Annotated in this window: 14 protein-coding genes and 1 rRNA gene; 4 read left to right on the plus strand and 11 right to left on the minus strand. The window is 66.8% G+C overall.

Translation table 11 applies throughout. The annotated features are described in order from the left end of the window. Positions 1 to 30: 30 nt before the first annotated feature. Positions 31 to 843, plus strand: coding sequence for a methyltransferase domain-containing protein (locus AB0H84_RS17035; protein WP_357604248.1), 813 nt, complete (start codon positions 31 to 33; stop codon positions 841 to 843). Between the two features lie 188 nt (positions 844 to 1031). Here AB0H84_RS17035 and AB0H84_RS17040 read toward each other — a convergent pair whose 3' ends face one another. Beyond that, positions 1032 to 3209 (minus strand): hypothetical protein, encoded by a 2178-nt coding sequence (locus AB0H84_RS17040; protein ID WP_357604250.1) that lies wholly within the window; start codon positions 3207 to 3209, stop codon positions 1032 to 1034. Between the two features lie 648 nt (positions 3210 to 3857). Between AB0H84_RS17040 and AB0H84_RS17045 the strand changes: the two genes are divergently transcribed. Further along, positions 3858 to 7319 carry a DUF4082 domain-containing protein gene (locus AB0H84_RS17045; RefSeq protein WP_357604252.1) on the plus strand — a complete coding sequence of 1154 codons (3462 nt, stop codon included), beginning with the start codon at positions 3858 to 3860 and terminating at the stop codon, positions 7317 to 7319. Between the two features lie 272 nt (positions 7320 to 7591). Here AB0H84_RS17045 and AB0H84_RS17050 read toward each other — a convergent pair whose 3' ends face one another. From AB0H84_RS17050 to AB0H84_RS17075, 6 genes are all read right to left on the minus strand, one after another. Continuing rightward, positions 7592 to 8542, minus strand: a complete 951-nt coding sequence (locus tag AB0H84_RS17050) for a WxcM-like domain-containing protein (RefSeq protein ID WP_357604254.1) — start codon at positions 8540 to 8542, stop codon at positions 7592 to 7594. After that, the gene (locus AB0H84_RS17055; protein ID WP_357604256.1) at positions 8539 to 9537 is read right to left on the minus strand and encodes a glycosyltransferase family 2 protein; all 999 of its coding nucleotides are present in this window, start codon (positions 9535 to 9537) and stop codon (positions 8539 to 8541) included. The genes AB0H84_RS17050 and AB0H84_RS17055 overlap by 4 nt, the downstream gene beginning before the upstream one ends. 4 nt (positions 9538 to 9541) lie before the next feature. Beyond that, positions 9542 to 10708, minus strand: a complete 1167-nt coding sequence (locus tag AB0H84_RS17060; RefSeq protein ID WP_357604257.1) for a DegT/DnrJ/EryC1/StrS family aminotransferase — start codon at positions 10706 to 10708, stop codon at positions 9542 to 9544. Positions 10709 to 10968: 260 nt separating this feature from the next. Next, the gene (locus tag AB0H84_RS17065) at positions 10969 to 11952 is read right to left on the minus strand and encodes an NAD-dependent epimerase/dehydratase family protein (protein ID WP_357604259.1); all 984 of its coding nucleotides are present in this window, start codon (positions 11950 to 11952) and stop codon (positions 10969 to 10971) included. 4 nt (positions 11953 to 11956) lie between these two features. Then, positions 11957 to 13309, minus strand: a complete 1353-nt coding sequence (locus tag AB0H84_RS17070; RefSeq protein ID WP_357604261.1) for a nucleotide sugar dehydrogenase — start codon at positions 13307 to 13309, stop codon at positions 11957 to 11959. Positions 13310 to 13589: 280 nt separating this feature from the next. Continuing rightward, positions 13590 to 14657, minus strand: a complete 1068-nt coding sequence (locus tag AB0H84_RS17075; RefSeq protein WP_357604263.1) for a glucose-1-phosphate thymidylyltransferase — start codon at positions 14655 to 14657, stop codon at positions 13590 to 13592. A 657-nt stretch (positions 14658 to 15314) separates the two neighbouring features. Here AB0H84_RS17075 and AB0H84_RS17080 point away from each other — a divergent pair. Further along, positions 15315 to 17276 (plus strand): DUF4082 domain-containing protein, encoded by a 1962-nt coding sequence (locus AB0H84_RS17080; protein ID WP_357604265.1) that lies wholly within the window; start codon positions 15315 to 15317, stop codon positions 17274 to 17276. A gap of 6 nt (positions 17277 to 17282) precedes the next feature. Here AB0H84_RS17080 and AB0H84_RS17085 read toward each other — a convergent pair whose 3' ends face one another. From AB0H84_RS17085 to AB0H84_RS17095, 3 genes are all read right to left on the minus strand, one after another. Then, on the minus strand, positions 17283 to 17489 hold the full coding sequence (locus AB0H84_RS17085) for a hypothetical protein (protein ID WP_357604267.1): 207 nt from the start codon (positions 17487 to 17489) through the stop codon (positions 17283 to 17285). Between the two features lie 748 nt (positions 17490 to 18237). Continuing rightward, positions 18238 to 19293: an ice-binding family protein gene (locus AB0H84_RS17090; RefSeq protein WP_357604269.1), complete on the minus strand. Its 1056-nt coding sequence runs from the start codon at positions 19291 to 19293 to the stop codon at positions 18238 to 18240. Between the two features lie 95 nt (positions 19294 to 19388). Then, on the minus strand, positions 19389 to 21539 hold the full coding sequence (locus AB0H84_RS17095) for a hypothetical protein (RefSeq protein ID WP_357604271.1): 2151 nt from the start codon (positions 21537 to 21539) through the stop codon (positions 19389 to 19391). Positions 21540 to 22208: 669 nt separating this feature from the next. Here AB0H84_RS17095 and AB0H84_RS17100 point away from each other — a divergent pair. Then, positions 22209 to 23468: a nucleotide sugar dehydrogenase gene (locus AB0H84_RS17100; protein WP_357604273.1), complete on the plus strand. Its 1260-nt coding sequence runs from the start codon at positions 22209 to 22211 to the stop codon at positions 23466 to 23468. 55 nt (positions 23469 to 23523) lie between these two features. Here the strand turns inward: AB0H84_RS17100 and rrf are convergent. After that, positions 23524 to 23611 (minus strand): 5S ribosomal RNA (rrf, locus tag AB0H84_RS17105); the annotation flags it as partial.

Raw genomic sequence — 23611 nt, forward strand, 5'->3', positions numbered from 1 at the left:
GATCGGAATCACCTGATGGCCACGAGCTGCATGAAACCCGACGAGAACCGCTTCGCCTTCGGCGACAACTGGCTGGCCTATGTCAAGCTGGTGGACGATACCCGCATCGGGCGCGCAACGGAGTCGTTGACCCGGGCGCTCGGCGTCAACGATCTCACCGGTCTGTCGTTCCTGGACGTCGGCTGCGGCAGCGGCCTCTTCTCGCTGGCCGCTCACCGGCTCGGTGCGAGAGTCCGCGCGTTCGACTACGATCCCATGTCGGTCGCCGCGTCAGCGGAACTGCGGCGGAAGTTCGCTCCTGTCAGCGAATGGACGGTGGACCGGGGCTCGATCCTGGACGACGACTACATCCAGACGCTCGGCCGCCACGACATTGTGTACTCCTGGGGAGTGCTGCACCACACCGGAGACATGTGGCGGGCAATCGACGCTGCCGCCTCCCTCGTCAAGCCAGAGGGCCTGCTGTACATCGCGATCTACAACGACCAAGGTGCCGCCAGCCGGCTGTGGTGGCGGCTCAAGCGCCGATATGTACAGGCAGGACCGCTGATGCGGAAGTCCCTGATCCTGTCCGGCGACGCGTACTTCCGAAGCCGCGGCCTTACGGGACGCCTGCTACGGGTCGCGGCCGGAGGGTCTCCCCCACGTGAGGTCACGCGCCGAGGTATGTCGAGGAGGCACGATCTCATCGACTGGATGGGGGGCTTCCCCTTCGAAGTGGCGAAACCGGAGCAGGTGTTCGCGTTCCTCAGGGAGCGTCATTTCGAGCTCCGGCACCTTACGACGTGTGCTGGTGGACTGGGCTGCAACGAGTACGTGTTCAAGGCGCCGGATCGATCGTAAAGAGAGAAGGCGGGGACCGTTCTGTCCTGACAATCGGCAGCGGTCGCCCGCCGGCCACCCTCGCCACGATCCACAAACCCCTGGACAAACCGCGACCCGAGCGTGGCAGGCCGCTCACGCCCGGGTCGCGGAACTCTACTAGCGAGAGCCGTCCTCATCGAGGAATCGGACAGAATGATCGCGAGAAATCAGGTCGCGGCTCCGGGCTCAGGCACGGCTGCGCCGTTCGGCGCAGGAAGACGGTAAGCGGCGTAGTCGCCGTCACGGTACTGCAGCTCGGCGAACTCCCCGAGTCTGGATCCAGGGGGCAGACGGCGTTCGTCCGCCAGGAGCCACCGCACGCCGTACTGCACTCGCAGACGCTGGATCGTGGCCGATGACGGCGACAGGAAGGCCGCCTCGTTCGCCTCCAGTCGTTCGCGATCCCAGAAGGGCTGGAACCGCGCCAGTTCCCCTGGCTTCCAGCGGTCCACGTTCTTCACCGTGTACGTCCATCCTTCGACGAGCATGTGCCGCTCGGTCAGCGCGGAGGGCCAGAACTGCCGGCCGTCGCATGGGTTCTCGAAGCCCCACCGGCAGTGCACGTTCGTGGCGACCAGATCATCGGGGTCCGAGTGGGCGCGTATCCAGCGTGCCGCTGCGAGAGCGCCTTGCGGGTTCGCCGACGCCTGCTCCACGGAGGCCGGCCGCTGCTGGCCGCCGCGTGACAGGAAGGTGAAAACACGCACGTGGTACGCAGCAGGCAGGCCAAGTGCGGCCACCGCCGAGATCACGAGAGCCCATCCGCGGAGTCCCGACCTCGTGGCCACCACGACAGTGGCCCCTAGTCCCACGACGACCAGCAGCGCGACGTATGGCAGGTAAAGGACGGTGTCCAGCTGGCCGGGAGCGAGCGGCGGCCGGATGCCCCACAGGAGGGGGATGGAGTAGGCGCCGGCCAGTCCTGCCCCGATCGCGCACAGGGCGATGCGGAGCGGCACGCGTGCTTCCCGCAGCATGACGAAGGCCCCGAACACCGCGGTGATCGCGAGGTAGGGGTAGGACCCCCACAGGAAGTACAAATGACTCCTGCCCGGATGGTCGAACATCACCGCCGCGCCGAGGCCCGCGGCGGCTATACCGAGCATGAGCACCACATCGGAGCGGATGAGCAACCTTGGCCGGCTCAGCAGCCCGAGAACCGGACTCCAGGTGATGGCCCACGCCAGCAGGTACACCGCTATCACGCCGAGCAAGGACATCAGCGGTGGGTCGATCTCCGCTGACGTGCCGGTCAGGTCGTGCCACATGGCGCCCATGTAGGAGAAGGGCGCGATGATCATTCCTTGCCGAGCCCCGCCGTAGAGCACGAACTGCGCGAAGAGCAGGCAGGCGACCGTCATCCCGAGCGCGGCGAGCGCGGGCCGCGGCAGCCGGCGCCGCTTCCACCACGCCATCGCCGCCACCATCACGAGCCCCACGAGGAGCATGGGCAGATAAGTGGCTTTGGCGCCCATCACCGCCATGAGGAAGACGCCCAGGAGGAGCCATGACACAAGGTCGTGCCTGCGCCGCTCGAGCAGCTCGATCAAGATCAGGATGGCGGGCACGAACAGCAGCGCCCCGAAGGTGAACGTGGGGCTGGTCCATGCGGCATCACGGATTCCGCCCCAGGTGAATCCCGCGAATGAGCCGAGAAACAAGCGGGGGGCGCCAAGGCCGAGTGTGGCCACGACAGCGACCACGCCACCCTTCCACGAGCCGATCACCCGCCGGGCGAGCATCGCCACCAGGATGACGAACGCGGCCAGCATGGGCAGCACGCCCAGACGAAGCAGCAGCACCATCGGCTCCACCCCGCTGATCCAGCTGGCGGCAGCCCAGTGCACGTACACGAACCAGTGGTAGAAGAGCGGCTCGCCGGCGACCGCGGGGCTCATCGGCGGCATGTGGTGCTTCAACTCACCGACAAGGCCCATGTGAAAAGAGGTGTCAACGGGGGAATACTGCGCCAATCCCGGCCAGGTGAGCGGTTCGATGCTGAAGTGACCGTAGGCGCTGTCGGCCACCAGATAGCAGACGATCAGCGCGAGCGCCCATGGCCACCAGACCGGTGGTGTGGAGTGCCTGGGGCCGCCCTTCCAGTGCGCGCGGAGCCTAGGGACGACGAGGAAGGTGAGGACCGTGGCGATCGGCCACACCACGACGAGCAGCGGGAATCCCACCGCCCGAGCCGGAATGTAGACCGCCAGTTCCACGGCGAGTCCGAGCGCCAGGCCGAGCGCCATCTCCTCCGCCAGAGTGCGCGTGCCGCCATAGAGCGCACGGATCAAGAGCAGGCCCGGAAGCGCGACGCACAGCGCAAGATACGCACTGTAGAAACCCATGTCCGAGAAGGAAACGCCATAGCGATTCAGCACGGCCGCGGTGAAGCCGAGCGTGAGCACCGCCGGCGACCAGGCGAAGGCACGCCGTGCCCACCCGGAGCGGACGGAATGTCTCCTCTGCCCTGGGAACCAGGCGGGTTGGACGTTTGTTAGCGATCCTTGTTGAGATGTGGCCATGAATGGAGTGTGTCCGCGCTAAGGATCATCACGAGTCCGGGACCCCCGCCGCTGGGTGAGTCCTTGCCATTCCCTAACAAGGTCATGAGCGAGAGCCTGGTCGGGGAACCTGCCCGCCGGCGTACGGCTGTCGCCGGACAAAGGCACGGACCGGCAGCAGGCCAGGAAGCGATTTAATGCGATCCGGTTCTGCCCCTCCTTCATACGGAAAAGCGCCCGGGTCGGCACGGATACGCGCGATCCGGCCGTATCGGGTTCGCTGGTTTAGGCCGCAAGAAAGTGACGGCAAAAACATCGGATCATGCGGCTATCCACAATGTCCCCCGACGGGCTACGTCGCCAGAATCTTGCCCCATCTGGCAAAGGCCATGGATGGCGACCGGAGGCTTCGTGCGACACAATCAGGAAAAGGCCGGCCGCTTGGCGCGCCGGCTGTTGCGGACGGCACTCGTCGGTTTTGGCGGGGGTCTCGTGTCGCTGATCAGCTTGTTGGGCCCCGACTCACCGCCCTCGCCGCCGCCCGTGCCGCCGCCATCGGCGGTGCCGTCGGCACTGACGGCGGCGGACCGCCCGAACAAGGCCGATCTTTCGCAGAACCAGCTCTCCGAGACGGCTTTCCCGCGGCTTCCGGGCAGGAAACCGGAGGAGAACTCCGCCGCCTTCCGCAAGCGGGTCAGAGCCGCGACCGCGCGGGCCAAGAAGAGGCGGGCCAACTGCACTCCGCCGGACTCCGTCATATGCGTCGAAAACAGCCTGCCCGGCAACCCGCCGAGCGAATGGAACGTGTCCTTTCAGAACGGCATCCCCGGCTTCCCCACGCAGATCAGCGTGAACAAGGGTGAGACCCTCGATTTCAAGGTGAACACCGATGCCACGGACTACCGCATCGAGATCTTCCGGCTGGGCTACTACGGCGGTATGGGTGCCCGCCTCATGGCGACCGTCCAACCCTCCGCGCCGCTTCCCCAGGCACAGCCACCCTGCCTGGAAGACACGACGACCGGCCTGATCGACTGCGGCAACTGGGCCGTGTCGGCGTCGTGGGCGGTGCCGAGCACCGCCGTCTCAGGCGTCTTCATCGCCAACCTGATCAGAGAGGACGGCGTCGATCAAGAGAGCCAAATGATCTTCGTTGTCCGTGACGACGCCAGGAACTCCGAGCTCCTCATCCAGACCTCAGACGCCACCTGGCAGGCGTACAACCGCTACGGCGGCAACAGCCTCTATCGCGGTATGCCGGCGAACCGGGCGTACAAGGTGAGCTACAACCGCCCCTTCGACACACGCAGCAGGTTCTTCAACGACGAGTACCCCATGGTGCGCTGGATCGAGTCCAACGGCTACGACGTCAGCTACTTCAGCACCGTGGACACGTCCTCCAGGCCCGGGCAACTGCTGAATCACAAGGCCTTCATGTCGTCGGGCCACGACGAGTACTGGTCCGACGACATGCGGGACAACGTCACGGCCGCCAGGAACGGCGGGGTCAACCTGATGTTCTTCTCCGGGAACGACGTCTTCTGGAAGACGCGCTGGGAGGCGAGCATCGACGGCACCAACACTCCCTTCCGCACGCTCGTCTGCTACAAGGAGACGTTGGCGAACGCCAAGATCGACCCTTCCCCGCAGTGGACGGGGACCTGGCGTGACCCGCGTTTCTCCCCGCCGTCGAACGGCGGCAGGCCGGAGAACGCGCTCACCGGGACGCTCTTCCGCATCAACGGCCGCGCGGACAACGCCATCACTGTGCCCGCGGAGTTCGGCAGCATGCGGCTGTGGCGCAATACGTCGGTGGCCAACCTCCTGCCCGGGCAGACGGCCGTCTTCCCGACGGGCACGCTCGGCTACGAATGGGATGAGGCCCCCGACGACCAGTCCACCCCAGCCGGCCTGGTGAGATTCTCCAGGACGACCGTGACGACCTCGTCGCTGTACCTGCTCGACTTCGGCGCCACGTACGGAGCGGGAACCGCCACTCACAGCCTGACGCTCTACCGGACCTCCAGCGGCACCTACGTGTTCGGGGCCGGGACCGTCCAGTGGGCATGGGGCCTCGATGACGTCCACGACAATCCGGGCACGCCAACCAACATCAACATGCAGCAGGCGACGCTCAACCTCCTGGCCGACATGCGTATGCAGCCCGCCAGCATTCAGCCGGGCCTGGTGCCCACGACGCCGTCCACCGACACGGCGCCGCCCACTTCGGCGATCACCAACCCGGCGAGCAACGGCGTGGTCTCGACGGGGACGCTCGCCCAGATCCAGGGCACCGCGTCCGACACGGGAGGCGGCGTCGTGGCCGCGGTCGAGGTCTCCGTGGACGGCGGCAACCAGTGGCGGCAGGCGGTGGGCCGGACCAACTGGCAGTTCAACTGGACGACGCCGGCCACCGCGGGTCCAGTGACCATCATGGTGAGAGCCGTTGACGACATCGGCAACATCCAGGGGACGCCCACGCAGCGGACGGTCACGGTCGGCCTGAACTGCCCACCGTGCACGCTCTGGCCGTCCTCGACCGTGCCGGCCGTCACCTCGCAGAACGACCCGAACCCCGTCGAGCTCGGCGTGAAGTTCCGGGTGACCAGCCCCGGCTACATCCGCGGGGTCAGGTTCTACAAGGGGACGGGGAATACGGGAACGCATACCGGCAACCTGTGGACCTCCACGGGCCAGCGGCTGGCCACCGCGGTCTTCAGCAACGAGACGGCGTCCGGCTGGCAGCAGGTCACGTTCTCCTCGCCTGTCCCCGTCACTCCCGGCACTACGTACGTGGCCTCCTATCACGCCCCGAACGGGCACTTCTCGGTGAACCGGAACTACTTCTCCACGACGTACACGAACGGCCCGCTCATCGCTCCCGCCAGCGGGGCGGTCGCCGGCGGCAACGGCGTCTACACGTACAGCGCGACGAGCACGTTCCCGACCAGCACCATCAGCCAGAGCAACTACTGGGTGGACGTGGACTTCGCGCCGTCGAGCAGCCTCTGGGACAACTCGACCATCCCCTCCACCATCGCCAGCGACACCCAGGCCGTCACGCTCGGCGTCAAGTTCAGGGCGTCCAGCAGCGGCATCGTTCAGGGCATCCGCTTCTACAAGGGCACGCAGAACACCGGCACCCACGTCGGAAGCCTGTGGAGCACCAGCGGCCAGCTCCTCGCCAGCGCCACCTTCACCAACGAGAGCGCGTCCGGCTGGCAGCAGGTGACGTTCTCCGATCCTGTGGTCATCGCGGCCGGCACCACGTACATCGCCTCGTATCACACGACAGTCGGCCGGTATGCCGTATCGTCCAGCTACTTCACGAGCGACTACGCGAACGGCCCGCTCACCGCTCCCGCGAGCACAACGGTCGGCGGCAACGGCGTCTACACCTACGGGGCCACGAACACGTTCCCGAGCAGCACGTTCAGCGCCAGAAACTACTGGGTCGACCTGGTCTTCCTGCCGTCCAACAGCCTCTGGGACCTCTCGGCGGTGCCGGCCGTCCAGTCCGCGGACAACAGGGCGGTCACCCTCGGCGTGAAGTTCCAGGCGACCAGGAGCGGCCTGGTGCGGGGCATCCGCTTCTACAAGGGCCCGCAGAACACCGGTACCCACACAGGAAGCCTGTGGACCACGGACGGTCAGCTCCTCGCCAGCGCCACCTTCACCAACGAGAGCGCCTCCGGCTGGCAGCAGGTGGCCTTCTCGACACCTGTCGCCATCAACGCCAACACCACCTACATCGCCTCGTACCACACCCCGACGGGATTCTTCTCCGTCAACAGACCGTTCTTCACCACCCAGTACGTCAGGAACCCCCTCATCGCGCTCGCGGACGGCGCGTCAGGCGGCAACGGCGTCTTCACCTACGGCGCGACAAGTTCCTTCCCCACCAGCACCTACAACTCGAGCAACTACTGGGTGGACCTGGTGTTCTCCCCCTGACCGAGGTCGGGCGGCGGGTACTGCTCAACCCGCCGCCCGCGTTGTCAGGTGCTGCACCTGCTGCTGGAACGCTCGAAAGACGGCAGGGCGAACTGGGACTGAGGGCTCCACGCCGGACGATCTGGTCAACGCTGTGCCGCCGCGCTGGGGACCGAGCGACGGCGCGTCAGCAGGCAGGGGGTGCCGTAGCCGGACATGAGTCGACCCGGCCGCGCGCGCTTTCCACCCTCCAGGGATGCGAAAGGCCGGCGACCGGGCCAGTGCGGAACTCCTCACGCCGGCATGGGCTCACCGGCGACGATCTTCAGGAATTCGTCGTACGACCGGATGTAGTCCTCGGTGTCGTAGTGATGAGAGGCGAACACCAGAAGCACCGCGTCGGAGGAGTAGCGATACTGCGTCCCCCAGATCATGGGCGGCATGTACACGCCGCGGCTGGGCCGATCAAGCGTGATCTCGCGTCGGCTGCGGCCGTCGTCCAGCAGGACGCCGCACGAACCGTGCACGCAGATCATGAACTGAGCGCATTCCTTGTGTGCGTGCTCCCCCCGCACCGCTCTGCCGGGCACGTTGTAGACGAGAAAATAGCGAGCGGGTGCGAACGGCAGCTCGCGCCCGAACTCTCCCACCGACAGCTCGCCACGCGGGTCCTTCGCCACGTGCAGGTCGTGGAGACTCGCCCCTCCCACGCCGAGCGCCATCCCGCCCGGCGAACGCACGACGTCATCCCCAAGGGGAACACCGGCATCCGCCTTGTCGGCGACGTAACCCGTGACTCGAGCAGGATTGCCGACCACGATCGCGTTCGGCGGCACAGACCGGGTCACCACGGCCCCCGCGCCCACCATCGCACCGGTGCCGATCTCCACTCCGGGCAGGATCGTGCTGTTGGCGCCGATGGAGGCGCCGGCCCGGACGACGGTGCGGGCGAACGATTCGGGATAGACCTTGCTGCGCGGGAACGGGTCGTTGGTAAAAGTGGCGTTGGGGCCGATGAAGACATCGTCCTCGATCGTCACACCGTCCCAGAGCTGCACGCCGCATTTGACGGTGACCCGGTCGCCCACCACGACGTCGTTCTCGACGAACACCCCGTCGCAGATGTTGCACTCGCGGCCGATCCGAGCGCCCGGCAGGACGTTCGCGAAGGCCCAGACCCGCGTGCCCGCGCCGACGTTCGTGCTTGCGCACAGCGCCTGCGGGTGAAAATAAGCATCGTTCATGACCGCCTACCGGTGGAAGCGAGGTCGGCGGCACTCTCCTCGTCGCTGTCGCATGGCACGCCGAACGTACGCGCGGTGCGGACGATGGCCAGCGGGCGTTTCTTCGTGTTCTCATAACCGCGCCAGGCGTAGGATCCGATGAATCCCACGCCCAGGGTGTTGAGCGCGCCGAAGAACGTGATGACCACGATCGTGGCCGCGTAGCCGGCCTCGTGGATATGGCCGGTCAGCCGCATGACGATCACGAAGAGCGCCAGGGCTCCGGCCACTGCGAAGCCGAGGAGGCCGATGACCGTGAGGATGCGAACGGGCAGGTCCGTGAAGGCGAAGACGCTGTCCTTGAAGTAATCGATCTTCTTACCGAACGTCCACGCGCTCTTCCCGTACACCCGGGCACGCCGCCGGTAAGGAACTTCGCTGCGCCGGAAGCCCAGCCAGTACACGAGCCCGACCAGCGAGGTGTTGGACTCCTCCAACCGGAGCAGCTCGTCCCGGATCCGTTGGTTGCAGCCGAAGACATCGACCCCGCCGGACGGGATCTCCCGCACGACGAAACGCTGGTAGAAGCGCCAGAAGAGATTGGCGAAGAGGCGGCTCATTCCCGGATCGTCGCGGCCCTCGCGCACTCCCACCACGATGTCCGAGACGTCATTCACCAGCCTGTCGAAGAACTTGAGCACCAGCTCCGGCGGCTCCTGGAGGTCTGCGGCCATGACGGCGAAGTACGTGCCCTTGGCCGCACGGAGACCGGTACGGATGGCGGCGAAGGAGCCGAAGTTCCGCGCGTGGAGCAGCAGCTGCGACCGGAACGGCGCCGTCGGCAGAGCCGCCTGGAGGAGTTCGAAACTGTCGTCCGGACTCCCGTCCACCACCAGGACGAACTCCACCGTCATTCCGTAACGTTCCTGGGCGGCGGCGTCGATTTTGGTGAACTCCACCATCAACTGCGGTATGAACTCCGCATTGCGGTACACGGGAACGATCACCGAGAGCATGGCCTCACCACGTGTTGATACATGAGATCACTCTGGTGACCTCTGCGTCGGAAAGTTCGGGATAGCAGGGCAGTGTCACGATCGAACCTGCCAGCTCCTCCGTCACCGGCAGTCTCACGCCGTCACCGCGGGCGGCGAGCGGAGCCTGATGATGATCGGGAACGGGATAGTGCACATCGGTCGCCACGGAGGCCTCGGCGAGCCGGGCACGAAGGGCCTCACGCTCATCGCAGACCACGACATAGAGATGGCCGACGAATTCCTCACCATGAACGGCAGGACAACGAACCTGGGGATGGACGATCTCCCGCGAGTACCGGGTGGCGATGTCACGGCGTCGCCGGTTCCAGTCGTTCAGGAAAGGGAGCTTGGCGCGAAGCGCGGCCGCCTGTATTTCGTCGAGGCGGCTGTTCCGGCCCCCACGGACGCCGACGCGATATTTCGACTCCCACCCGTACTGCCGCAACTGCCGCAGTCGTGCGGCCATCTCCGCGTCGCCGGTGACCACAGCGCCACCATCGCCGAGCGCCCCGAGGTTCTTGGTCGGATAGAAGCTGAACGCCGCCGCGGCGCCGAAGCTGCCCGCGCACCGCCTGCCTCGCCTGGCGCCATGAGACTGCGCGCAGTCCTCGAACACCGGCACCCGGGCGCGGGTCGCGACCTCCAGGACCGCCTCCATGTCATGGAGAAGACCGAAAAGATGGGTGACCACGACCGCGTCCAGGCGGTCGTGGTCAACGATGCGCTCCAGCTGAGCGAGGTCCATCAGCTTCGTGTCCGGGTCCACGTCGACGAACACCGGCTCCGCACCCAGGAGAAGCAGGGCGGTAGTCGTGTAGAAACCGGCGTTCGCCACTGTGGCGACACGCGATCCGGGACCTATGCCCAGAGCGCGAAGTCCAATTTCAATGGCATCGGTGCCGTTCGCGACACCTACACAGTGGGACGTGCCGCAGAAGTCGGCGAAATCCCGTTCGAAGGACTCGGTCTCCTGGCCCAAGATGTACCAGCCGCTACTGAGCACCCGCTCGACGGCGGTGCGTACGGCGGTCTCGGTTGACGACGCGTGCCGCCGGAGATCATTGACCAGGATACGGTCCGCTGCCTTGGCCGGTCCTTCATCGGCCCTCTCCGTGGAGGAGCGAGAGGAATGTCGATCGACAAGATGCATCGTTGGGCCTTTGCTCCGTGCGACGGTCGAGGCTGCCCCGGGCAGCCGACTACAGTTAACGTTGGCGCCCACGAGAAGGGTGTATCCGACGTGCGCCGCACGGTCGTTTCTTGTCGAGCCATTACCGGTGGCTTGCCGAGCGACGGCGCTCTTCGACGAGCCGCAGGACGAGGATGGCCCGCACGAGCGCAGTCGCGCGATGCGGACAGCCCTCGACCTGCGCCGTCAGGATGGAACAAGTTCGCTCCCGGGAGCCGGGGCTACGACTGACCGCTGTCGTCCAGCGCCAGCCACCACGGGTTCGCGCGAGCCCACTCGATCGTGCGCGCGATTCCCTCCCGGAGGTCGGTCGATCTGCGCCAGCCGAGCACTTGGTACGCCTTCGTGGCATCGGGAATCCGCCGCTGCAGATCCTGGTACCGCGTGCCGAGGCGCGCTCCGGTGTCCACAGGAACGACCTCCGGCCCGCCGCCGGCGAGTTCGAGGGTCAGGCGCACGGCCTCTTGGATCGTGGTCTCGTCCGAGCTGCCGATGTTGAAGCATTCGCCGTCGGACTTCTCGCTCTCCCCGGCCATGACCGTGGCTGTGATGGCGTCGTCGACGTGCGTGAAGCACCGGGTCTGCCGGCCGTCGTCATAGAGGACAGGGGGAAGGCCCCGGAGTGCCCGGTGGATCGTCCGGCTGATGACGAAGGCAGGCCGCTGACGCGGGCCGTACACGTTGAAGTAGCGCAGGATCGTGCCCCGCAGGCCGCGCTGCCGTATGAAGGCGAACGTCAGATGCTCGGCCAGTGCCTTGCTGGAGGAGTAACTCCATCGGTCGATGGCGGTGCTGCCGAGCACCCGGTCGTCGTCCTCCGCCCACGGGACCGCCGGGTTCTTGCCGAACACCTCGCTCGTACTGGCGACCACGGCCTTCGCTCCGACCTGATCTGCGAGGTCGAGCACGTTCCTCGTGCCTGACAGATTGCAGTCGATGACGTCCAGCGGCTGGTTGAGATAGCGATCCACGCCCACCACGGCGGCGAGGTGGTACACGATGTCAACGCCGGGGGTGATGGCGGTGGAGAGCAGGGAGCTGTCCCGGATGTCCCCTACGACGTATCGAGCCTCGGCTTCGTCCGCCGCGAACCCCGGTGGCGTGGCGTGGTCGAAAACGGTCACGTCATTGCCCTGTGCGACCAGCCGCTCGACGAGATGGCTCCCGATGAAACCGCTTCCGCCTGTGACGACGACACGTACCATGGCGTTACCGTCCGATCCCGCGATAGGAGAAGCCCAGGCCTCTCAGCCGTGCGATGATTTCCCGGGGGAAGTAGGCGCGCCCGTCGATCAAGGCGCACGACTCGGCCACCTGCTGACGGAGCTCCGCGAGGTCCAGGTCCTCGAACTGCTTGTGCCAGGCGAGGACCGCCACGCAACGGGCGTCCCGCACCGCCTCCTCGATCGAGCTCGACGGCCGTAGCCCGAAGGTCTTCTCGGCCTCATCGCCATCCACGAGGGGGTCGAAAAGGGCGACCTCCGCCCCCGCCTCCCGCAGAGCCGTGATGACCGGCAGCGTGGGCGTCGCGCGCAAGTCGCCCGTGTTGTTCTTGAAGGCCAGTCCCAGCACCGCGACCTTGGAGCCGGCTGCGGTGCTGCCCAGTTTGGCCAGCTCCTCCACGATGAGCCCGAAAGTGTAGCCGGGCATGCCGTCGTTGACCTCACGTGCCGCCGGTATCGTGCGGAGGTCCAGCCCACGGTCACGGGCTGAGCGCCACACCATCCACGGGTCCTTGGTCAGGCACGAACCCCCGACGCCGACGCTCGGCAGGAGAATGTTGACGCTCCCGTGGCCCTTCTTGATGGAGTTCGCGGCCGAGATCACCTCGAGTACGTCGACATCGAGCGTGGCGCACACCTTGGCGAGCTCGTTGGCCATCGCGATGTTGTGGTCGATCCACCAGTTGTCGGCGAGCTTGACCATCTCCGCCGTCTCCAGTGAATGACAGCGGATCACTTCGACGCCGAGGCTCATCTCCCAGAACGCCGCCGCGGCCGCGCCGCTGTCAGGGCACCATCCGCCCACGACGATGGGGAAGCTCCGAAGTTCTTTGAGCGCGTTCCCCTCGGACAGCCGCTCCGGGCAGAACGCGAGCCCGAAGTCCTTCCCGCACGTCATTCCCGAACGTTCGAGCAGGGGGACGACGAGCTCGCGGGTCATGCCCGCCGGTACGGTGCTCTTGAAGATCAGCAGCTGACCCGGGCGGAGGTGCCTGCTCAAGTCGTCACAGGCGCTTTTCAGCTGAAGATCCATCAGCGAGCCGTCATCGCGGATCGGTGTCCCGACGGTGACGATGACGACGTCGGCGGCCGAGATGGCCGCGCAGTCCGTCGTGACCCGGAGCCGCGGCGTGCCGGCCCAGCGGGAGATGAGGTCGGGAAGCCCTGTTTCGCTGATCCGGCAGCGTCCGGCGCTCAACTCCTGGACCAATGAGGTGTCGGCGTCCACCCCGATCACGGGGATGCCGTTGTCTGCGAGAGTCGCAGCGATGCAGGATCCGACATATCCAAGGCCGACGACCCCGGCCGTGATGTGGTCCTGAGCGGGCAAGAAACGCACACTCACTCCATTCGAAGAATGTATCGAGCCGGCGAGACCAGGTGCGGCTGATCCCGCATTCCCCCGGCCCTCCTTCATGCGGCTTCTTTCGGGCTCGGGTCCTCTTCTCCTTGTAGTCACTTAATGTCGCCGCTCATAGCGGTGCGCGCATTCCGACCGATTTACAGGCGAGAGCTTGATTCGCTGGTGAAGTCTTCTTGACGGAATTAAGGCGCGCTGGTCGGCGCCGCGGCTGTTGACGGCTTCTTCGCACTTGACCGGGCTGCGTGCCCTAGGATCTTCATGCGCGTACCTGGATCTTGCTGTGGTCGCCGACCATGAGCTGGTTCATGTTCGGCAGGCCCGTGGCGCGGGTGACTTCGACGTTCCGGCCGATGAGAGAGTTGGTGAGGCCGGAGACCCCGACAATGGAGGACTCCCCGAGGATGATGCTGTACTCCACTTCGGCCCCTTCCAGCACGCAGCCCTCCCCGACCGAGGTGTAGGGCCCGATGTACGAGCCGATGATCTTGGTGTTGGCGCCGAGGACCGCCGGACCGCGGATCACCGAGCGCTCGACCACGGCGCCGGGCTCGATGACGACGCGCCCGGTGATCTCGGAGAGCCCGTCCACGGTCCCCTTGATCTCGCGCTCGAAGGTCTCCAGGACGATACGGTTGCACTCCAGCATGTCCTGCAGCCGCCCGGTGTCCTTCCAGTAGCCGCTGACCAGGTGCGAGTGCACGCGATGACCGTTGTCGACGAGCCAGCGGATCGCGTCGGTGATCTCCAGTTCGCCGCGCGCCGACGGGCTGATGGCGCGGACCGCGTCATGGATCGCGGGAGAGAACGTGTACACGCCGACGATGGCGAGATCGCTGCGCGGGCACACCGGCTTCTCCTCCAACCCGATGATCTCCCCGTCGGGGCCGAGTTCCGCGACTCCGTAGAACTGCGGCTCGGCGACCTTGGTGAGCAGGATCTGGGCGTCGTAGTCAGCCGTACGGTACGCGTCCACCAGGTCCGCGAAGCCGTTCACCAGGAAGTTGTCCCCGAGGTACATGACGAACGGCTCGTCGGCGAGGAAGTCCCTGGCGATCAGTACGCAGTGCGCCAGCCCCAGAGGCTCCTCCTGCGGGATGTAGGTCACCTTCAGGCCGAACCTGGAACCGTCCCCCACTGCCTCCCGCACCTCGCGGGCCGTGTCACCGACGATGATGCCGACGTCGACGATGCCGGCGTTCCTGATCGCCTCGAGCCCGTAATAGAGCACGGGCTTGTTGGCTATGGGGACCAACTGCTTCGCCGAGGTGTGGGTGAGCGGGCGCAGCCTCGTACCCTTGCCGCCCGCCAGAACGAGTGCTTTCACCGCTCCTGACCCCTTTCGCGAAAAACGCACGGTGGACTGGAACTCTGTCCACTCGAAATGTATGGGCCAGGCGAATTACCGGGGCCGTGCGGCACCTTCCCTTTTGCCGAAGAGCTTGCCACATGTTGCCGATGTTAGAGAGTTCGCCCCGGGGCGAACGCTCCGCCCTTCGGCCATCGCGGGCGGGGGACGACAGCCCGCCACGCGGAGCTCGTGCGCACTCGCGTTCCTCGCATCCAGTACCGCCCTGCCGGGCGACCAGGCGCCGCCGGCACACGGCGGTACAGCCGCCCACTGACACCAAAGCACGAAATAGCGTGAGATGCGGCCGAGATCTAACCATCAGGCGAAATCCAGCTTTCATTACTGGCCCACAGCGAACTGTCGAAGTAAAGTCATTTAACCGCGCCCCAATAGGGCCATCAACGCCATTGACAAGCGCTCAAAAATGGGACAAATGGCGATATCTGTCTCTACGCGCAGGCCGCTTGTAGAGCCAGCACCGAAAGTTCCGTGAGCACCACGAAGAAGTTGAGTCTTATGCACAATCCTCGGCCCGACCATGGGGCAACCGGCCAGTCCGCCGACACCATCCGCAACACCCCGCCCGGCAGGAAGTCACCTCACCGTCGCCGGTTCCGCTCCCCGCTCGCCGTGATGCTCGCATCCGTCCTGGCGACCGGAACGATCGTCGCGACTCCCATCGCCACGCGCGCCGACACAGGTCCGGTGGATCTCGGCGCTGCCGAGCCCTTCGCGGTGCTGGCGGGATCGGCGGTGGCGAACTCGAACCAGACCACGGTCACCGGAGATCTGGGGGTGAGCCCGGGCACCACGGTGTCGGGATTCCCACCTGGCACGGTCAGCGGCACCATCCACACGAACGACGCCGCGGCGATCGCCGCCAAGGCCGACGCGGTGAGCACGTACAACGACCTCGCCGGCCGTCCGGCCGACAGTGCCGTCTCTCCCTCGCTCGGCGGCACGACCAAGACCCCCGGCGTCTACACCTCAACCAACGGGACCTTCAGCATCAGCGGGACGCTGACCCTCGACGCCGAAGCCGACCCCGACGCTGTCTTCGTCTTCAAGGCCTCCACGCTCACGGCGGCCAACGTCAGCAACATCAACCTGGTCGGAGGCGCCCAGGAGAAGAACGTCTTCTGGCAGATCACCGGCTCGGTGAGCCTGGGCACGTTCTGCACCTTCCGCGGGAACGCGCTCGCGTCGGGCGCGACATCGGTCAGCTCCGGAGCAGCGGTGTTCGGACGGGTCTTCTCGCTCAACAACACGATCACGCTCCAGGGCACGGGAGGCATTCCGGCCACACGGGTCAGCCTGCCGGACCGCCCGCCCACCACCACGAGCCTGTCCTCGTCGCGCAACCCCTCCACCCCCGATGACAGCGTCACCTTCTCGGCGACGGCCGACGGGGGCTCCGAACCGGTGACACCCGAGGGCGACGTGGTCTTCAAGGACGGCGCCACTGTCATCGGCCAGGACCATTTCGACGGCGTGCATCCCGCCACGGTGACCGTCCCGGGCTTCACCGCGGCCCAGCATCACATCACCGCCGTCTTCCTGGGCGGCATCACCTTCAACGGCGAAGAGCCGATCGATTTCGCGCCGAGCACGTCCAACGTCGTCGTCCAGGACGTGACGACCTCGCTCTGGAGCGATTCCACGATCCCCGCCAACCAGACATCGGAGAACCGGGCCGTCACCCTCGGTGTCAAATTCAGGTCGGATGAGAGCGGGCTCGTCCAGGGCATCCGCTTCTACAAAGGCCCCGGGAACACTGGCACCCACACCGGCGGCCTGTGGACCACCGGCGGCCAACTCCTCGCCAGCGTCACCTTCACCGGCGAATCCGCCTCCGGCTGGCAGAACGCCTACTTCTCCACCCCGGTCGCCATCAAGGCCGACACCACCTACATCGCCTCGTACCACACCCCATCCGGGTTCTGGTCCTACAACCGGCCCTACTTCACCAGCGCGTTCACTCACGGCCCGCTCACCGCTCTGCAGAACGGCGCGGACGGCGGAAACGGCGTCTACACCTACGGCGCCTCGCCCGCCTTCCCCACCAGCACCTTCAACGCCAGCAACTACTGGGTCGACGTCATGTTCACACCGTCGGACAGCCTCTGGAGTGACTCGGCGACCCCGGCCAACCAGTCGACGGACAACCGGGCGGTCACCCTCGGCGTGAAGTTCAGGTCGATCTCGAGCGGGCTCGTCCAGGGCATCCGCTTCTACAAGGGCCCGGGCAACACCGGCACCCACACCGGCGGCCTGTGGACCACCGGCGGCCAACTCCTCGCCAGCGTCACCTTCACCGGCGAATCCGCCTCCGGCTGGCAGAACGCCTACTTCTCCACCCCGGTCGCCATCAACGCGGACACCACCTACATCGCCTCGTACCACACCCCATCCGGGCTGTGGTCCTACAACCGGCCGTACTTCACCTCGCCACGCAACAGGGGTCCCCTCACCGCCCTGGAGGACGCGGTCCAGGGCGGCAACGGGGTCTACACCTACGGCGCCTCGCCCGCCTTCCCCACCAGCACCTACAACGCCAGCAACTACTGGGTCGACCTCATGTTCGTCTCGCCCTGACGATCGTCACGGCTTTGGCGGGGGGATGGCGGTGAACCGATCACAGTACGTCGTCCCCCAGGCCGGCCCCGGCGGTGGTGGCGGCTCGGTCAGGATGCACTTCGTCTGAGCGAGGCCGCCGCCGGCGGTCGCCACGGTGATCAGCAGGCTGCTGAGCGGCTGGGCGAGCTCGGTCAGCGAGACGCCGATCACGCCCTCGGGATACCCTGGCACCGACGCGAGGCTGTGCCAGGCACCCGGCAGGGGCGTCCGCGGGTCCAGGACCCAGGCGATGCCGTCCGAGGCGTACGCGGTGAAGTTCGTGTCGTACGGCGGGAACGTCAGTGAGACGAGCGTCGAATCGACCGAACTGGATGACCCTGGCGGGCCCTGCGGCCCTCTGGGGCCCTCCGGCCCTTGGGGGCCTTGGGGACCTTGGGGACCTTTCGGCCCCGCAGGTCCTTGTGGTCCTGGCAGACCTCGTGGTCCTGCGGGACCTTCCGGACCTCTCTCACCCTCAGCGCCTTCTGGCCCGGTGGGGCCCCGCTCTCCTCTGAATCCCCGAGGGCCTATGAAGCCTTGCGGCCCGATGGGCCCCACAGGACCTACCGGCCCCTCAGGGCCTCTCCGTCCGCGGAACCTCCACCCGCACGAACCATGCCGGCACACGCGGCAACGTTTCCTGTGGCACAGCCGGCGAGCCGCGGCATGGCCCTGACCGATCCGCATGCCGGGAGGAGTCCCCCGAACCGTCTCGACGGTCGAGCCGGCCCGCGCGACTCCCGCGTCCACCAACCCCAATGCTCCACAGGCCAGCATCAATGCGACCGATATACCGCGGCGAGAAATCACGGCGGCACCCCCTTCTGACGTGCGCGAGATACCCCGGCACCGAATGGCCGACGCCCGATATGGAGTACGTTGCCGACAAATAGCGCCCATCCTTTACAAAGGCGCCCGACCTGTCCCCATATACGGTTACTTACCGCCGATTAAGCACTTGTTGCGTTATAGTCGGCGATTCACTCGGCTGGAAGTCGACCCACGCCTCGTAGACCGCGGTCCCTTCGTCCACATAGACCGCGTGGATTTCGTGCACGCCCCTGGTCAGCTCGGACGTGGTGAACCGCGCGACCCCGGGCTCGTCGGTGTAGACCGAGCCGATGACGGTGGTGCCTTCCATGAAGAGCACCGTCCCCGTGGGGCTGAACCCCTGGACGTTTCCGCTTACCGTCGCCGTGAACGTGACGGGCTCCCCGTTGCGTGACGGGTTGGGGGAAGACGTCAGGGAAGTCGCGGTGGGCGGGTTGACCGGCAGAGTGACCCGGGTGGCGGGCAGGATGTCGGTGCCTTCGAAGTGGAGTGCTTCGTTGAGTGCCATGGTGCGGCCGTAGACCGCCGCGCCGTACGCGACCCTGATCGTGTTCCACGCCATGAGGTTGCCGCGGAAGGTGGAGTATCTGCCCAGGCTGGCGTCGTCGCCGACCTGCCAGAAGACGTTCTTGTCCTGGGCGCCGTTCACCAGGTCGATGTTGCTCACCCTGGCGGTGTTCAGCACGGAGTCGGCCTGGAAGATGAAGACGGCGTCCGGCTCGCCATGAGCGTCCAGCGTGAGAGTGCCGTCGATGCGGAACGTGCCGTCCGTGCTCTCGTAAACCCCGGGCGGCAGAGTACGTCCTCCGAGCTGCGGCGGGATGACGCTGTTGGACGCACGTCCGTCCGCGTCCCGATAGGCGGTGACCGCGTCCTTCCTCATCTCGGTGCCCTTGGAGTCGTCGAGGTAGATGTCGCCCCGCACCTGCCCTGGCGGGAAGCCGATCACCTGGTCACCCGGGCTCACCACGAGATCGCCGGTGAGCGTGGTGAGCCCCGTGTTGGTGACCATCTCCCCCGCCATCGCCACGCACTGACCGGCGTCTCCGAGATCGACCGGCGGCACCTGGCGCACGCGCGTGTCGGGGACCGCCGCCCCCAGCGTGCCCATCAGAAGGGCGCCGACGGCTGCGGCCATCCAGGACGAAGGCAAGGTCCTCACCATGGGCGCAAGTCTGGCGATCTTCCCCGTCCAGCAGTGTCCGGACATCCGTACGGGGTGATCTCCTTGCCACAGTTTGAGCGAGCCCGGACCTGCCGTCACCGCTGGACCGGCCGGACCACCTGATAGACGCCGAAATCGCCGGAGCGGAACCGCAGGGTGGCGAATGAGCTGAGGGAGGAGCCGGGCGCCATCCGGCGTTCGTCCACGAAGAGCCAGGCCACTCCGTAGCGGTCGTGCAGCGTCCGGAGGGCCTGAGCGGAGGGGCGCTCGAAGACCGCGTCGTTTGCCCGGATGCGCTCCTGATCCCAGAACGGCCGGCCGGCCACCGCCTTGCCGGGGCGCCAGCCGTCCGTGTTCCGCGCCGCGTAGCCCCATCCTTCGACCAGCACGCGCCGTTCGGTCAGCGCGGTCGTCCAGTAGGCACGGCTGTCGCACGGGTTCGCATGTCCCAGGCGGCAGTGTGTGTTGGTGGCCACCAGGTCGTCAGGCGCCGAATGGTCACGCAGCCACCGGCTCACCGCGAGGAGCCCTGAAGGCGCGTCCCGTACCGGGGCTTCGCCGTACGGATCCGGCGGCGTGAGCGCGAGCCACGCGGCAGGCGTCCCCGCCCCCGTGAGCAGGCAGATCGTCAGCGCGAGCGTACGGCGCCCACTCCGGCGAGCGGCGGCCGGCCCGACCACACCAAGGAGTGCGAGGTACGGGAGGTACAGGGCCAGATCGCTCTGGCCCGGCCGCAGCGGGATCCTGACGTCGAAGAGCAGCCGGATGGCAGCGGCGGTCAGCACGCCCGTTCCGCCCGCACAGACGATGGCCCTGACCGGCAGGCGTGTCTCCCGCACCGCACATGCCGCCCCTGACACCGCGACCATCGCCAGATAGGGGTAGGCGGCCTGGAGAAAGTACCCCTGGGACAGTCCTGGATGCCCGAACAGGAGAAACGCCACACACCCTGCCAAGGCCATGCCGAGACCGAGCACCACCGGGGTTCGCAGCAGCTCCCGCGGTCTCAGGAGCAGGCCCAGCACGCCACACCAAGTGATCGTTCCGCACAGCAGGCAGAGCCCGCCGACCCCGAGCGCCGCGGACCAGGGCACCTCCGCCGACGCCTCTGCGCCGGTCAGATTCCGCCAGCTCACGCGTGTGATCGACAGCGGATCCAGGACCAGCCCCTGCTGGCCGCCCCCGTACAGCAGCACATGCGAGAGCGCCAGACACGCTGCGGTAAGCCCCAGTACGGCCAGCGCACACCGCGGTGGCCTGCGCCGCCGGACCGCTTCCACCGCAACGACCGCCACCAACCCTGCCATCAGCAGCGGGAGATACGCCACCTTCGCTCCCGTGACCGCCGACATCATGACCGCCAGGAGTACCCAACGACCGCGCGCCGGCCGCGATCCGTCAAGCAGCTCGATGATCAGGAGCACCACCGGAGCGAACAGCACGGCGCAGAAGACCTGGCTCGGGCTCGACCACGACTGCACGGACGCCCAGCTGAACACGCCGGCGACCGTGCCCGTGTACAGGCTGGGTGCCACGACGAACACGGTGCTCACCAGGGCGGCCAGCCCGCCCGCCCACGTCCCCGTGACCCGGCGGCCGACCGCCGCCAGCAGCACGGCGAGCGCGACCAGCATGGGCAGGACGGCCAGACGGTAGAGCAGGACCAGCGGCTCCACCCCCGTCGCCCAGCTCACCGCCGCGACATGCGCGTGCACGAACCAGTGGTACGCCAGAGGCTCGCCGGCGACACCTGGCGTGGTGGGCGGCACGTGATGCTTCAGCTCGCCGACCAGCGCCAGGTGATAGGGCATGTCGACATAGGACGACGCCATCGCCGGCCAGGTGAGTGCGTGAGTGCCGAAGAATTCCCTGGCGGTCCAGAGGATCAGGCAGCTCGCGATCAGCGTCAGGGACCACGGCCACCAGCGCGGCGCCCGGCCGCCGCGCGGCCGGCCCCTCCAGTGCCGGCGCAGGCGCGGCATCGCGAGGAACAGCGCATACGTGCCGAGCGGCCACGCCACGATCAACAGAGGCGCGCCGATCGCTCGAGCGGGAATATAGGCCAACACCTCCAGCGCGTAGCCGAGCGCCGTGCCCAACGCGAGTTCCTCGGGCAAGGTGTGCTCACGACGTTGAAGCGCACGGATCCACAGCAGGCCGGGCAGAGCCAGGCCCAGAGCCACGTAAAGGGCGAACCGCGCCAGATCGGAGAGCGCGACACCGTAGCGGCCGCATGCCACTCCCACGCACACGGCCAGTACAGCCGCCGGAGCCCATCTCAGGCATGCGGCGACACGCCTCCTCCCGACCGCCGACCCAGCGGCGGCAGGCCCGAGCGACGGCTCCGAACGCGGCAAGAGCTCGACTTCGGTCACACCCGCAAGCCTGACGACGCCGGAGCCCGCGGGCACCGCGAACGCCTGGACAGCGCGATGTCCTTGCCGCCGCTTGGCGGGTGTTTTCCCTGCTCCCCGGGCCGCCCCGCCTCCTCGCCTCCTCGTGGCCGCACCAGGACACGCCGCCGCGCCTCCCCGTAACTGTCCGATCACGCGACGTAACATGAAGCGACTGTGAGGAAGTGCCCGCTCTTGGGCCCGGTCATCCTATTTCGCCTACCGAACGGTCGCCCGTATGACTCTTCCGAAACAAGCGCCTCTCGGCATGGATCCCGAGATTCCCCGGTGTTCCTCGTTGCGGCGCCTCCGCTGCCGCGCCTCTCTTCGCGTCGTCGCCCACCGGGGATGGCGGCATGAAGGCAAGCGGCCGGGCGGCTGACGAGTCACGCGGCAAGAACGTGCTCGAATGCGGCAGTGGGGCGGGGCGTTCCGCCGAGCTCCTCTGCGAGACCGGTGCCATGGCGCCGGCGCCGGCAACAGCCGACTCTGTTCCATCTCGACAATGACGGGGAGCTCTATATGGGAGACAAGCTAGTGGTGGTGGGGCAGGGCTATGTCGGCCTGCCCTTGGCGATGCGAGCGGTTGAGGCGGGATTCGACGTCGTGGGTATCGACGTGGACCCGTGGCGGGTGAAGCGGCTGAACGCCGCCGAGTCCTTCGTCGAGGACATCAGTGACGAACGGCTGGCCGAGGCCATCCGCACGGGGCGCTACCTGGCCAGCGCCGACTACGCGGACGCTGAGGCGTTCGACATCTGCCTGATCACCGTGCCGACACCGCTCAGCGACGGAACTCCCGACCTGCGCCACATCGCGTCAGCAGGCCGCTCCATCGCACCACTGATACGGCCGGGCGCCACCGTGGTCCTGGAGTCCACCACCTACCCCGGCACCACCGAGGAGTATCTCCTGCCGCTGCTGGAGGAGGGCTCGGGGCTACGCGCTCCCGAGGACTTCCACCTGGGTTACAGCCCCGAGCGCATCGACCCAGGCAACGATCAATGGCAGCTGGAGAACACGCCGAAGGTCGTCTCCGGTATCGACCAGCCCTCACTGGAGCGGATCCAGGCGTTCTACGAGCGGCTCGTTCAGCAGGTGGTGCCCGTGTCCACTCTCCAGGCGGCCGAACTGTGCAAGCTGCTGGAGAACACCTTCAGGCACGTCAACATCGCCCTGGTGAACGAGCTCTCCATCTTCGCGCACCAGCTCGGGATCGATGCCTGGGAAGCCATCGACGCCGCCGCCACCAAGCCGTTCGGCTACATGCGCTTCATCCCGGGCCCCGGTGTCGGCGGGCACTGTCTGCCGATCGACCCGTCCTATCTGTCGTGGGCGGTCAAACGGGAGCTCGGGCACAACTTCCGGTTCGTGGAGCTCGCCAACGACATCAACAACAGCATGCCGGACCAGGTCGTGCGCCGGCTCGCCCTGGCGCTGAACGAGCGGGCCAAACCTGTCAGGGGCAGCCGGCTGCTCCTCCTCGGGCTCGCCTACAAAAAGAACGTCGGTGACTGCCGCGAGTCGCCTGCCGTCCAGATCGCCCAATCGCTCTGCAAGCTGGGCGCACACGTCCGCGTCGCCGACCCGTACATCGCCGACTACCAGCTGCCCATGGGCGTCGAAATCGTCGAGGCCACCCGCCAGGAGCTCGCCGCCGCCGATGCCGTGGCCATTCTGACCGACCACGACTGCTTCGACTACGACCTAGTGAAAGAGGCCAGCTCCTTTGTCTTCGACACCCGGAACCGCTGCCGCGGCGCCAACGTCGAACGCATCTGAACACACACAAAAAAATGAGGGTCGCCCGTCCGGGCGACCCTCATTCTTAAATATTGTGCGGCGGTGACCTACTCTCCCACACCCTCCCGAGTGCAGTACCATCGGCGCTGGGAAGCTTAACTTCCGGGTTCGGAATGTAACCG

It is taken from the genome of Nonomuraea sp. NPDC050786, from assembly GCF_040654115.1.
In the GTDB taxonomy this organism is placed as follows: Bacteria; Actinomycetota; Actinomycetes; order Streptosporangiales; family Streptosporangiaceae; genus Nonomuraea.

What these genes read in the sequence shown, in the direction of transcription:
- AB0H84_RS17035 (WP_357604248.1), top strand. Translation starts at nt 31, where the DNA reads ATGAAACCCGACGAGAACCGCTTCGCCTTCGGCGACAACTGGCTGGCC.
- AB0H84_RS17060 (WP_357604257.1), bottom strand. Translation starts at nt 10,708, where the DNA reads ATGCATCTTGTCGATCGACATTCCTCTCGCTCCTCCACGGAGAGGGCC.
- AB0H84_RS17090 (WP_357604269.1), bottom strand. Translation starts at nt 19,293, where the DNA reads ATGGTGAGGACCTTGCCTTCGTCCTGGATGGCCGCAGCCGTCGGCGCC.
- AB0H84_RS17100 (WP_357604273.1), top strand. Translation starts at nt 22,209, where the DNA reads ATGGGAGACAAGCTAGTGGTGGTGGGGCAGGGCTATGTCGGCCTGCCC.
- AB0H84_RS17040 (WP_357604250.1), bottom strand. Translation starts at nt 3,209, where the DNA reads ATGGGTTTCTACAGTGCGTATCTTGCGCTGTGCGTCGCGCTTCCGGGC.
- AB0H84_RS17080 (WP_357604265.1), top strand. Translation starts at nt 15,315, where the DNA reads ATGCTCGCATCCGTCCTGGCGACCGGAACGATCGTCGCGACTCCCATC.
- AB0H84_RS17055 (WP_357604256.1), bottom strand. Translation starts at nt 9,537, where the DNA reads ATGCTCTCGGTGATCGTTCCCGTGTACCGCAATGCGGAGTTCATACCG.
- AB0H84_RS17065 (WP_357604259.1), bottom strand. Translation starts at nt 11,952, where the DNA reads ATGGTACGTGTCGTCGTCACAGGCGGAAGCGGTTTCATCGGGAGCCAT.
- AB0H84_RS17050 (WP_357604254.1), bottom strand. Translation starts at nt 8,542, where the DNA reads ATGAACGATGCTTATTTTCACCCGCAGGCGCTGTGCGCAAGCACGAAC.